Genomic DNA, 13,434 nt, shown 5'->3' with positions numbered 1-13,434 from the left:
CGCCGGCTGAGACCCGTTGAAGAACTGCAGGACGTATGGTTCTAACGATTGGAGATATGACTATTTACCTTATAATGAATTGGCGAGCCAGCCGGAGAGAGGCTACGCCATGCATGTATACATGAAATGATATTTAGTTAGGTAATTCAGAATGGCAACATTTCATATCATGAATGATAGGCATGAAAGATAAAGAATAAAGAGGATGGCATAACACCTGATTGCAGGTGCTGAGCCATCCTCTTTATTTACGTATGAGATTAGGGTTGTTTGGGTTTCAGACGACCAAGTAGAGCGCCCATTTTAACAGAATCTCCAGGTTTCAAATCAGGGAGCGGTTCGAAGGTATCGCTCTGCATAAGCAGTACAACGGTAGAACCGAACTCAAAATAAGCCAGATCATCTCCTTGAGCCCAAGCTTGGGTGTCGATATCGGCATATTGAATGCTGCTGACATTCATTGCACCCACTTTGACGACAGCTACTTCACCATAATCATGCTGAATATACGTAATAAGCCGTTCATTGCGGCTGAGCACGGACTTCATATGGGTGAGTCCGAAATCATTCACAGGATAAACTTTGCCTTTGATATGTTCGCTCTCCATCTTACGACCGCTGACAGGTGCATGAATGCGGTGGTAGTCGCGCGGACTGAGATAGAGCACAAACACATAACCATGCTTGTACTTCTCCAGATGAGGAGAGTGGTTTAACAATTCAGCTAGTGTATAATCTTGTCCCTTTACATTCAGAATGGTTCCTGCGGAAATCGGGCCTGCTGCCGTAATTTTGGCGTCGACAGGGCTGATCAACGCATGTTCCGAAAGGTCTAGCGGGCGCATCCCGGGTTTTAATTTGCGAGTGAAGAAATCATTCAGGGAACGATATTCTTTCCAATCCTTCTCGGCTTCCTGTACAGGGATGTTGTAGGTCCGGACAAAATAAGGGATAAATGCTTTGCTTCCCCGGCTTTTGGAGAAAGCTCCCACGGTCCGGGAGATCCATTTGCGCGAAGAAAGCTCAGTCATTAATCGCAACAGCGTTTTTGCCATGAATATCCCCCTTAGGGTTAATACAAACTTCAAGGCCGCAAAAGCGGCCATTCTGCATAATATTGACACAAATCACGAATGAAATCAATACAATCCACGATCATAGGTTTGTGGCTGTCTTGGAATGCTGGAGTTGTGATTGACCAGCAGACGTCCGTACGCCATTGGTTTGTTATATGTCATCTGCCAATGTTCCTGCATGCCAGCCTTACGAAAACCATATCGCTGATCTCTGCCATTGCATTCAATAAAGTAAATTCCTCCGTTTTGGGTCACGCCGAGGTCGAGGCCCAGATCAGCCAGATGAGGCAAATTGGAAGCCAGCGTGTGAGCAATACGAAGGGCAACCATAGTTATTCGGGCTTGTAGCTGGAACAGCTCCGTACTTGGTTCAGCCAGACCAAGTGCTCCAGCAACAGTCATGACTTTGCCGCCTTGCGCAATGTTTGTGACAAACGTATGTGCCGGAGCTGCCTTGGCAAACATGCCAGTGACACTCCATACCCCATCTACCCCGCGCTGCACGGATACTCTCAGATCAACGGGCCTTCCCTCATACCGGATTAGTGGAATCCGTTCTTCAATCAGATAAGCATGGCGGAATATCCTTCTTAGTGTAGCGGAAGGCAATTGTCCCCGGCTTAACTTGAAGGTTGCCCAGCCTTTGCGCGATGCTCTGGTTTCACAGGTTAGTTTCCAATTTCCCTCCTGCTGGAAAAGCCGCATAATGCCATGACCGATGCTGCCGCTACACGGTTTAATGACGAGATCTTGATAATGTTCCATCATGTAAGTGAGGGATTCGGGCGTTGCTTTGACTGCGTGCGGCAGATGATCTTTTAAAAAAGGGTCTTGCCGCAACATATCATGCACATGGTCCTTCCGATAGCGATTACGCACGTTATACACTTGAATGCCTTGCAGGAGCAAACGTGTAATCTGTCGTTGCTCCGTACGGCGAAGCTGGAGCGAACGGTTATGGATTACGGAAGGAAGCGGTATACGCTCACGGACGTAACGACCTTCTTTTTTCACATAAGCCACGCATGTTTTGCGATCCAGATCGATATCCTCCAGCCTTAAAAAACAAGGCGTTAATCCGTAACAGGCTGCAGCCTGTTCATAATTGGCGAGTGATTCCTGACCGGTCCTTCCGGCCGGTATCCCCCGGTACATGCGTGAATCGAACATAATGCCGATCGTTTCTTGGAGCATGACCGTTCCTCCTTCGTTGTTATCGCGCAACCATGAATCTTTTTTAGTATGCCGGCCTGTCAATGCATGGCTGTAACATCGCGATAACGCAGACCGGTGTGCAGACGCACTTTTATACATCCGTTAATGTTCAGACATCATATCTTATGAAAGGAGCGGAAACGGGGCGTGGACAGCTGCCTTGTCTCTTCACTTCGTACTGCCTAATTACGTCAGAGCAGATATAACGTTAACCTAAATAGGCATGAATCTGATCAACGATGTGCAAAAGTAGGCCGGAAAAGTGGCAGATGCCCAGCTCAAAGCATATGATGCCGGAGATGAACGTTAGGGGAAGGAGCTGGCCTCATGAGTAAAAAAGGCAAAAAAAAGGTTATGACGCCTAAACTGCGTCATATCAGTCCCAAATTCAGGGAGCTGGATCTGATGGATCGGCGGCTGGAATTCAGCAAGCCGGAAAAAACAGTGGAAAAAGAGGAGGTTTCGACTTCGGATAGTGCTGCCTCCAAGGAAGTTATTGCTGATACCGCAGCAACATCCGAACAAATCACGTCCGAATCATTAATGAATAAACCCGACGTGGTTGTGGAAGTGCAAGATGTGGAGCAGGAGCAAAAGCAAGCCCAAGACCGGAACCAGGTGCAGGAGCAGCAAATTTCCCCGTTAAATGCAGAAAAGAATAGTGTGGAAAAAGAAAGCGTAGAAAAAGAGTTTCAGATCAGAAGCATTGCTCACCTTCCATTAAAAGAACAGGATAACGACAGCCATTTAACAGGCAAGCGGCGGCTTGAACAATTAAACCAGAACCAGATGCCAGGCTATGAAGGACAGTATATTTATACAGATGACCTCAGTGATTTTGCTGTCACGGAAAGTAAGCTTGCTCCTTTTTCGGTGGATGCCTCCAAGTTGAAATCCGGTGCCGTAGGGAGTGAGGCTCTCCAGGATTATGCAGTAACGAGCATTCATATTGCGGACGGTGCGATTGTTTCTGCAAAGCTGGCTGAGGCTTCGATTGCAGAAGAACATCTGATTGACGGCTCTGTATCAGGTCACAAAATCAGAAATGCATCTATCGCTGGAGACAAAATCCGGGATGGTAGTATTACCTCACAGAAGCTGGGCAATCAGGTCATTGATGCAGCCAAAATAGCGGATGGCTCCATCGGCACAAGGCATCTGAGTCGCTTGCTCGTCACGGAGGAATTAATTCAGAATCAAGCTGTTACTGCTGAGAAAATCGCGATTAGCGGGATTGAGACCCGTCATTTAGCAGGTGGGGCCGTCCATACCTCGAAATTGGCGGATGATGCGGTCACCAGTGCCAAGATTCGTGATGGAGCGGTGACAGGCAGCAAGATTGAAGAGCAATCTATTGATGCACGCCATATTCAGGCCGGTTCGGTGAAACAGTCTCATTTGGCTGAAGGGTCCGTTGGACGTAATCAATTGCTGGCAAGCAGCATCGGCAGTGAACAGATTGAGGATGGCTCGATTCATACACGGCATATTGCGGAACATGCCTTGAATGGGCGACATCTGGTGGATGGTTCGATCGGTTCAGTACAGATTCGAGCTGCTGCTGTAGGCAGCGAACAGATTGGCAATGCCGAAATTGGCAGTGAGCATCTGGTCGATGGAGCCATCATTAGCAGCAAACTGGCGGACCAATCGGTGGGAACAGCGAAATTGCTGGAGCAGGCAGTGACGGCTTCGAAACTGGCAGATCAAAGCGTTGTCGCTTCCAAAATATCAGATGAAGCTGTGCTTGGAAAACATCTGGCCAAAGGTGCGATTCGCGGGGAACATATTGCCAATCGAGGCATTACACCAGTTCATGTTGATAATGGTGCTATACATTCGATACATCTTGCGAGTGGCAGCATCGAGACAACACATCTATCCGAGGGAAGTGTATCTGCAGATGCGCTGGCTTCAGGTGTTGTGCTGGAAAAACATCTGGCAGAATCTTCTGTAGGATCATTCCAATTACAGGATGAAGCAGTCACAACCGCAAAGCTGGCATCAGAAAGTGTAACTGCTGATAAACTTGCTCCAAGTGCGGTTACAAGCAAAGCTATAGCCTCAGGTACGGTCAATTCGTCCCACTTGGCCAAAGCAGCCGTATCAACGACTCATCTGGCTCCCGGCAGTGTTGATTCCGAAGCGCTAAGGCCGTATGCAGTGAAAGCCGAGCACCTGACAGAGCATGCCGTGGGTGCTCCTCACCTGCAGCCGGGCAGCGTTCAGACCGATGCCATATCACGTGCGGCAATTACTACGGACAAAATAGCTCCGGGCAGCGTGACTTCAGCACAGATGGCAGGCGGTTCCATTTTTCCACCACATCTTACAGATCATGCTGTGACATCACCTAAACTCTCACCGGAAAGTGTCTCTACAGATAAGCTGGCTGATCTATCGGTCACCTCGGCCAAACTGGCTGACGGCAGTATCACTTCCGCCAAGATTATGGCAGAAAGCATCGTTGCAAAACATATCCCTGCTGAAACGATTCGTGGATATCATCTGAAGCAGCATACAATCTCGCTGGAGCATCTGTCCGATGAGGTGCGTACGCCAGAATTATTTGCAAACGGCAGCATCCCTGGCAGCAAGCTTCGTCAAAGAACAGTGACGACAGAACATCTGGCCACCGACTCGGTATCCGGCGAGGAATTACAGTACGGGGCAGTGGGGAGCGAACATCTGCAACGAGCATCCGTTGATTCCATACATCTCGCTGAAGGCAGTATAAAATCAGATCATTTGACTGCTCAGGCTGTCCATAGTGCTCATCTGAGAGAAGAGGTGATTCGCAGTGAGCATATCACCGAGCAGGCGATATCTTCCAATCATCTGATGGCCGGAGCGGTGCAGACAGAACATTTGTCTCCACTCTGCATAACAGAAGCGCATCTGCAGCCAGGGCTGATCAGCGGACTGCATCTGCAAGGGGAATCCCTGGGCGCTGCACACCTGCAGCAAGGTGCAGTTCAATCTCGTCATATCCAGGATGGAGCTGTTTTCTCCCACCATATTCAGGAGCGGAGTATTGGAACAGAGCATCTGGAGGAAGAGTCTGTCCGATCCGTCATTTTGCAAGATGGTGCAGTTACTACGTCAAAATTGGCGGATAGCAGTGTGGACGGCAGTAAACTGACAGAAGGTGCAGTATCCAGCATTCATTTGACCGATGAGAGTGTGCAGTCTGCGCATATCGCAGAAGGTGCCGTTCGTGCGGATCATATAGAGGACGGCAGCATCACGGCAAGCCATTTGAACGAAGAAGCTGTAAATACCGCTCATCTGCAAGATAGTGCAGTCACTGCGTCTAAATTGGCGGATGGCAGTGTGGATGGCAGTAAACTGACAGAAGGAGCGGTATCCAGCATTCATTTAACCGAAGCGAGTGTGCAGTCTGCGCATATCGCAGAAGGTGCCGTTCGTGCGGATCATATAGAGGATGGCAGCATCACGGCAAGCCATTTGAACGAAGGAGCTGTAAGCACAGCTCATCTGCAAGATGGTGCAGTCACTGCGTCTAAATTGGCGGATGGCAGTGTGGACGGCAGTAAACTGACAGAAGGAGCGGTATCCAGCATTCATTTGACCGAAGCGAGTGTGCAGTCTGCGCATATCGCAGAAGGTGCCGTTCGTGCGGATCATATTGAGGATGGCAGCATCACGGCAAGCCATTTGAGCGAAGAAGCTGTAAGCACAGCTCATCTGCAAGATGGTGCAGTCACTGCGTCTAAATTGGCGGATGGCAGTGTGGACGGCAGTAAACTGACAGAAGGCACGATATCGTCTGTGCATCTGGCTGATCGTGCTATTGATGGCAGCAAATTAAGTGAGCAAAGTATCACGTCCAGTCACTTAAATGATGGAATCGTGGGCACATCGCATCTAAGTGAAGAGATCTGGAATGCGATTCGCCAGGTCAGTGCAGAAACGCTGGAACAGCTTGCCGAGTTCAAAAGGCAGGAAGCGATGCAGGAAGTACAGCAGTTTATACAGTCGGTTGGCCTGCCTAACGAAGGTCTGTTTGCCTGGGGAGATGATGCGGAATCGTCGCCGGATGCGCCTGCTCAGTTCCAAGCCGGAACTCTTAATCTTCAAGAACTGCTTGGACTGCACAATGATTCGGAAATAGATGCCGTATTAACAGAAGGCGAGTTTGCTATGGAAGTCACTGAAGCTGAAAATGCATTGGATGGAGAAAATGCATTATCGCTGGATGTAGCTGTCACAGACTTATCCAACGCTATCACCCCTCAAGGGTCTAATATGGAGGTGCCAGTCTCCTATACCCTTGAGCCTCAGTCGGTAAAACAAGAGCATTTGTGTGATGGTTCTGTAGGCAGTGAACAGTTGCAGACTGGTGCTGTTCAAGCCGAACATCTGGCATTCCAGCCGGTACGCAGTGTGAGTAAACAGCCTGCTGTGCAGCAGTTTGGCATGGAAGCTTTTGTTTTGCCAGAGAATGAGACGTGTACCGAAGTGACGATTGTGTTTGAAGAGTCATTTGTTTCGGAGCATTATGTCATTGTCGCGATGAGCAATGACCGTGGATTCCAGGTGTCGCTGTTATCCCAAAGCGAGGATGAGGCGGTGCTGGAAGTAACGCGAACAGCGGAATGCAAGCATACGTATGGCTTGCTGTCCTGGATCGCAGCGGGGCCATCGGCTTAAAAAATATACAAAAGCGGTGTCCAGAGTATGTCCCCCGGACACCGCTTTTGCTTGGCGAGCCTGACCGTTCGGACATAAGGGGTGTCGGAACGATACTGCTTTTTTTAACACAAATATAGATGAGATAATAATTAGTTCGACTTTACTTTTTAGGAATGGACGCAGACGTTGCACATACTCGGTTAACGATTACAGTCCTACAGCTTGATAAGCTTTGGTGATGGCAGTAGCCTCGGCAGAATTCGCACCGTAGAGGTCTTTGGCCGCCTGAATGGTTGCCGTTTTGGCTGCTGCAAATTTGGATGTCGGTGTCAGGTAATTCACCAGTGTGCTGTAGAAGATACGTACTGCTTTATCCCGGCCGATGCCGCTAACGGTTACACCGTTATGAGTGCCCCCTTGGGCTGCAAGGTAATAAGCTTTGTTGATGATACCGCTGTTGGTATGCACACCGCCGTTATCCGCACTACCTGTGTAGCGGTCACTATATTTGTCGGGCTGATTATACAGCGTAGGGTTGGACAGGGAGCGCAGTGCGTCACCTGGGATGTTAGGGGTATAGATATCATCGCCCAGCAGCCAGTTTTTGCTTTCAATGGTGTTCCCCATAATATCGGCAAACGCTTCATTCAAAGCGCCCGGTTCATTGCGATATTCCAGGTTGGCCGTATATTCGATGACCCCGTGAGTTAATTCATGACCGACAACGTCCAGGTCAGCAGAGAATGAGCGGAACAACGAGCCGTCGCCGTCACCAAATACAATCTGTGCCCCGTTCCAGAAGGCATTATTATAGTTGGAACCGTAATGTACTGTGGAACGAATCAAAAGTCCATTACCATCCAGGCTGTTGCGGTTAAATTTATTTTTGTAAAAATCGTAAGTAGCGGCAGCATAAGCATGTGCATCTACAGCTGCGCGGTCTGTCCATACATTATCGGAATCTGTAAGCAGCGTGCCTGGCAGAGAGGAGCGATTATTCGCTGTGTAGGTTAGGATGCCCTTGCCCCGAGTGGTATCTTGCAGTTGGTAGGTACTGCCGGATTGCGTTGTCGTCAGCGTTTTGGTGTCACCCAGTACGCCTGTACCTGTACCAGTGGCAAAGTTAATGATATCAAACTGAGATACGATGCTTCCGTCCACGGCGTTAATAAAATATTTGGTTCGCAGCGGTGCAGGTTCAAGCACGTTCACTTCGGTAATGTAAACCAGATAGGTCTGGCCGTCATCTTCATGGTGATAAATTTGGAGTTCAGCCTTCGGCTCAAGCTCCGGTGCACCTAACTCGCCGATCCGGGAAGTCGCTTCTTCCGAAGCTACTTTAATCGCGTCTTCTGCACTGATACTAGGGATTCCGTCATTAGGAATCGCTTGTTCTTCAACAGGCGGAAGTTCACCAAGAGCAGAAGTCACAGCTCCCGTTTTGTCCAGATGAAGGGTCTGTTCAGCACCGTAGACCGGAATACCTTTGATGTACTGTTGCAGACGGAAGTGCCTTACGCCGGAAGTATCCGTGTTACGTTTAATGATTTTGAGTTGGCCTCTGACATCAGAGTTCAGGAACTCTTCCTGTTGTCCAAGGTAATTGTAGATCGTTTCGTCAGGATTGTTGTTCAAAAGGATACTCTCCTCGGAGGCATAAGGGGCCTCAAGCGGATTGGATAGATCAGATGGCGCTGCAGCGGCAGAGGATACGGAAGCGAGCAAAAGAGCTCCTCCAAGAATTGTTGGCATAACTTTGGCAAATTTCATTGTTAACTCTCCCATTCTCATTTAGATTTTGCTTGGAAAAAAAGGGTTTATGCCTAACTCGGCTGGATTTCCGTCTGCATCTGGCAGGGCGGAGTGAGGGGCTCAAACAGAAGTATGTTTAAGAAGCAGGGGTTGTCCCCCTAGTGATTGCGGCAAACCGAAGGTTCTACGGAGAACCGGGATGTTCAATCCGTGTGTGGAATGCGGGAAGAAGAAGCCGGGTTGGGAACGGCATCACTCCTTTCAAGTTCATGGTCTGTTTGTGATACTAAATGGGGAGATCAAACGTCTGAACTAACCGAAGGTCAATAAATGGACAGAAAGGGGTTTTGGGAACGTAAGTTCTTAACAAGGTTAAAAATGTAAATTGTGTGGCTTGAATCGTATAGTATCACAGTGTAAAAGATTGGAAAAGATGCAATTTTAATTTTTTTTGAAAATTGTGTCTAAAGACAGGGAAGAGATGTCATTTTTGAAAATGTTGACGAATCTTGTCGGGCTACAGAATAGGTGTGCTTACACTCTCGCCCAGAACCTAAGTAAGATAAGGACATACGCCGTTTCCACTGCTCCACGAATACATAGAATAACGTGTACTCCCTTGGCATGATCAGGATGGACTGTGGGAGGTGAATTTGTTGCGGAAACAACGTAATAGAGCCAGTTTTGCAACAAAAACAAGAAAAAAGCGTACCAGATGGATATCTGGAAAAAGACGAATCCAATCGAGAAGGAAAAAGGGTACAAAGACCTATGTCATCTCCTTGCCTCCTAACCATTCATTTCATTCGAACGATCGGAGAGAAGCCCATGAGATGATTGGGGAAGTTGTTCAACAAGACAGAGAAGTTCCCCGGCAACCTGTGCTGTCGGTAATTATTCCAGCGATGAACGAGGAACGCACCATTGCTGCTGTAGTCCGTGAAGCGAAACGTATATGCCGCAATGCGGAAGTGCTGGTTATTGTAAACGGGTCAACCGATGGCACAGCGAATGAAGCTGACCGGGCTGGGGCACGTGTACTCCATTATCCTGAAGCGCTGGGACATGATGCAGGACGAAGAATAGGGGCAGCAGCAGCCCGCGGGCAGATCCTGCTGTTCACGGATGCAGACATTCCGATCCCGGCCGAACACCTGGCACCGTACGTTCAGGCTGTGCTAAACGGAGTCGATGTTGCACTGAACAATTACAACGGTCCGGTGACACGGAGCCCTGTTCATCCGGTCGTTGAAGCAAAACATATGTTGAACAGTCTGCTCTCCAGATCCGATCTTGGCGGTGCTTCTATGACAGCCATTCCTCATGCGCTCAGCCGGAAGGCACTTGAGATCATTGGCGTATCTTCGCTGGAAACCCCGCCACTTGCTCATGCCAAAGCGATATTTGGCGGCCTTCGGGTGCAAGCTGTTCATCATGTGCCTGTAGGCAAATGGAATGCTGTGCGCACGAGGGAACGAGGCGGTGCTGATCCACTTAGCCAAGTCGTACTGAACGATCATCTGGAGGCGATTCGCTGGATTACAGATACACGGGGGCCACGGGGGGGTTACCCTGATCTGCAGCGTGTTCGCAGTCTGGCTCAATAGGAAGTTGTAAGAAATGGGGGATTATACGATAGAAACGGCAACATCGGAGGTGACAGCGATGAAAACAAGATCAGGAGTAAGGGCAAAGAGACAGACGCGAGCCAAGCGAATGGCGGCGAGTAGACCCCTGAGCAGAAATCAGGCTGAGGGGAAACGCGCGCCACGTACGAATTTCGGGCGGAGCCGGCGGAATGTCCGGAAGGTGATGCCGGATCTGCGTCCATTTTGGCGGGCAGGCCAGCTTGCAGGCAACCAATTCAGGGAAGATGCTGACAACCTGAATAAACATGCTTCTGATACGTGGCAAGTACACGCGGCGAATCTGCCGGAACAGATCAGCTACGAATCTGCACTGCAGGCAGGCAGGGCGTTTGTTCAAGGCTATGCGAAGTCCTCCGGCTATTTACCAGAGATTGTACCGCTACCCCTCCGACATGTTGCTGCTGCCGTAGTCTGTGCCTGTAATGAGGAAAGCACACTTGGGCAAGTATTGGTACAACTAGGGCGTCTACCCCTCCGTGATATTGTAGTTGTATTAAACGGCACGACGGATAACAGCCTGGAACGCGTGCTGGAGCAACCCGGCATTACACTTGTATATGAACCGGAACGAGCCGGGCATGATGTGGGGCGGGCGCTTGGAGCCAAAATGACAGATGCGGAGAGCGTTTTGTTTGTGGATGGAGATATGGTTATACCTGCGGAACAACTGGCGCCGTTCCTGTTCGCGATTGACCGGGGGCAGGATGTAGCGTTAAATGACCTGACTTCTTTGCTTCCTCCTTTTGCCAAGCAGGACGAAGTCAGCCGTATCAAAGCTTATTTGAATCATACTTTAGGTCGGCGGGACCTTGGCTCGAATTCGATGACCGCTGTGCCCCATGCCCTATCGAGACGAATGATTCAGGCTGTAAAACCTGCTTCGCTGGTCGTTCCGCCGAAGGCACAGATGCTTGCAATCAAGCAGGGACTCAAGGTATCCGCTCCATGCCAGGTGGATGTCATTCGCTCAAACCGACTGCGTGCCGGAAACACGGGTAGTGGTAATGATGTTGCCAGACTGATTCTTGGGGATCATCTGGAGGCACTCGCGTCGTGGATGGGTACAAGTGAACATGCTCTTCGGACCAACCTTCCTTCCCGCGCAGAGGTAGCGTACAGGAGGAATGTGAGATGACGCTGACAAGCATCATTATACCCACTTATAACGGACTCTCATTGCTGAAGCCTTGTGTCGAGGCCATCCGAACATACACAGGAGAAGCGACATCGTACGAGATCATCGTTGTGGATAATGGTTCGAGGGACGGTACTGCCGAATATTGTGCCAAGGAGCGCATCCGGTTTGTCCGTTTACCCGAAAATCGGGGATTCCCTGCCGCTTGTAATGCTGGGCTTCGGATTGCCTGCGGAGATGAGCTGCTGTTGCTGAACAACGATGTTACCGTTACATCATGCTGGCTGGAAAATATGCGCATAGCACTGTACAGTGATGAGCATATTGGCATCATCGGTCCAGTCACGAACTATGCCAGTGGTATTCAGCAGGTGCATATGACGTTTCGGGATGTGCAGCATTTTCAGGAGCTAGCGGCTGGCAATAATGTTTCGGATGTGTCCAGGTGGAAGGAAGTACGCCGAATCGTAGGGCTGTGTATGCTGATGAAACGAAGTGTAGTGGAGGCCGTAGGATGGTTTGACGAAGCGTATTCCCCTGGACACTATGAAGATGACGACTATTGTTATCGGGCAAGGCTGCAGGGTTTCCGTTTGCTGGTATGCAGTGATGTCCTTGTACATCATCAAGGCAGTGCGAGTTTTCAAAAGACAGATCATACGGAATGGAAACAATTGTTGGAGCGTAACCGTTCCATTTTCATAAATAAGTGGCAAGTCGATCCGTGTGAATTTATGGACATATCCGATGAAGGAGGGAACAAGGAATGAAAGGTGTAATTCTTGCTGGTGGCACAGGGACCAGGTTGTACCCTCTGACCCGGCTTATTAACAAACATCTGCTTCCCGTCGGTAAACATCCGATGATTATGTATGGCATCGACAGGCTTCGTCAGGCAGGGATTGAGGATATTCTGATTGTTATCAATAAACATTCCGCTGGTTTGTATACCGAGTATCTTGGTGGCGGAGCGGATCATGGGGTCAGGTTAACGTATCGTATCCAGGAAAAGGCTGGTGGCATTGCCGAAGCGCTTGATCTGGCATCATCGTTTATTCTGCCGGGCGAAAAATTTGTGGTGCTGCTTGGTGATAATCTGTTCAGCGATGATTTGAAACCGTATGTAGAACGATATATGCAGCAACCTGCGGGGACGGCGCGAGTACTGCTTAAAGGGGTGGACGATGCACGTCGCTACGGGGTGCCTGTCTTTGATGAACAACATCCGGAACGTATCGCGTACATCGAAGAAAAGCCAAGCCAGCCGAAGACCTCTTACTGTGTAACGGGCATATACATGTATGATGATTATGTGTTTAGCCTGATTCATAACATTGTACCGTCTGCACGTGGAGAGCTGGAGATTACCGATGTAAACAACCATTATGCATCCGGCGGTGGATTGGAGTATGACATTTTGCAAAACTATTGGAGCGATGCCGGGACATTTGAATCGCTCCAGGAGGCCGCTGTACGTATGAAAGGGCAGCTGCCTTAACCGGAAATAACACGATACAGCCGCGGTGCGGTGCATGGATCGAAACCGATGATGATTGAAGCAAATGATGGAAACAGAATCCTCGCCGGAGCCTTGAAGTAAGCTCCGGCGTTTTGTGCAGCGACAGCGGCCATTCGGGCAAGACAGTGAAGGTGCAGATTACAGGGAAGTGATGTCGGATGTGCAAGGTAGGGGAGAGTAGAGAATAGAAGAGGTCTGGGTAATGCGAGTGTTGTGAAGAGTGGAGGCAGAGCGGTGCAAGTGAATAATGCAGGGAAGTGGGGCATGTGAAAGGTACCGTAAGAGCAGGGAGCAGGAAGGGCGGAGACCGTGCGGGTGGTGGGATCAGAATAAGTAAGGCAGGCCGGACTGGAGCTGTGTTGAGTAGGGGCACGGCAAGTACGGCTGGAAGAGTGGGAAAGGGCAGTATGGCTGGAAGTGTGATAGTCGCTG

Annotated in this window: 8 protein-coding genes; 5 read left to right on the top strand and 3 right to left on the bottom strand. The window is 49.5% G+C overall.

Going from position 1 to position 13,434, the window contains the following annotated elements; all coding sequences use genetic code 11:
• Positions 1-260 precede the first annotated feature (260 nt).
• Positions 261-1,055 (bottom strand): archaetidylserine decarboxylase, encoded by a 795-nt coding sequence (asd, locus tag EC604_RS13450; protein ID WP_123064655.1) that lies wholly within the window; start codon positions 1,053-1,055, stop codon positions 261-263.
• A gap of 84 nt (positions 1,056-1,139) precedes the next feature.
• Complete coding sequence (locus tag EC604_RS13445; protein ID WP_123064654.1) at positions 1,140-2,270, bottom strand: YheC/YheD family protein; 1,131 nt, start codon at positions 2,268-2,270, stop codon at positions 1,140-1,142.
• Positions 2,271-2,618: 348 nt separating this feature from the next.
• Here EC604_RS13445 and EC604_RS13440 point away from each other — a divergent pair, with 348 nt between their 5' ends.
• Complete coding sequence (locus tag EC604_RS13440) at positions 2,619-6,965, top strand: WIAG-tail domain (protein ID WP_123064653.1); 4,347 nt, start codon at positions 2,619-2,621, stop codon at positions 6,963-6,965.
• Positions 6,966-7,154: 189 nt separating this feature from the next.
• Here the strand turns inward: EC604_RS13440 and EC604_RS13435 are convergent, their stop codons facing one another.
• Positions 7,155-8,717 carry a M4 family metallopeptidase gene (locus EC604_RS13435; RefSeq protein WP_123064652.1) on the bottom strand — a complete coding sequence of 521 codons (1,563 nt, stop codon included), beginning with the start codon at positions 8,715-8,717 and terminating at the stop codon, positions 7,155-7,157.
• A gap of 638 nt (positions 8,718-9,355) precedes the next feature.
• Between EC604_RS13435 and EC604_RS13430 the strand changes: the two genes are divergently transcribed.
• Genes EC604_RS13430 through EC604_RS13415 form a run of 4 tightly spaced genes read left to right on the top strand, consistent with a single transcriptional unit; the run spans position 9,356 to position 12,981 of the window.
• Positions 9,356-10,306, top strand: coding sequence for a glycosyltransferase family 2 protein (locus EC604_RS13430; RefSeq protein ID WP_240036860.1), 951 nt, complete (start codon positions 9,356-9,358; stop codon positions 10,304-10,306).
• A 58-nt stretch (positions 10,307-10,364) separates the two neighbouring features.
• Positions 10,365-11,483: a glycosyltransferase family A protein gene (locus tag EC604_RS13425; protein ID WP_240036858.1), complete on the top strand. Its 1,119-nt coding sequence runs from the start codon at positions 10,365-10,367 to the stop codon at positions 11,481-11,483.
• Positions 11,480-12,253 carry a glycosyltransferase family 2 protein gene (locus EC604_RS13420; protein ID WP_123064650.1) on the top strand — a complete coding sequence of 258 codons (774 nt, stop codon included), beginning with the start codon at positions 11,480-11,482 and terminating at the stop codon, positions 12,251-12,253. The genes EC604_RS13425 and EC604_RS13420 overlap by 4 nt, the downstream gene beginning before the upstream one ends.
• Positions 12,250-12,981 (top strand): sugar phosphate nucleotidyltransferase, encoded by a 732-nt coding sequence (locus EC604_RS13415; RefSeq protein WP_123064649.1) that lies wholly within the window; start codon positions 12,250-12,252, stop codon positions 12,979-12,981. The genes EC604_RS13420 and EC604_RS13415 overlap by 4 nt, the downstream gene beginning before the upstream one ends.
• Positions 12,982-13,434: the final 453 nt, after the last annotated feature.

The sequence above is a fragment of the Paenibacillus amylolyticus genome, assembly GCF_003719335.1.
GTDB lineage: Bacteria > Bacillota > Bacilli > Paenibacillales > Paenibacillaceae > Paenibacillus > Paenibacillus amylolyticus_D.
The sequence above is the reverse complement of the archived record's forward strand: the minus strand, read 5'-3'. Positions and strand labels throughout refer to the sequence as shown.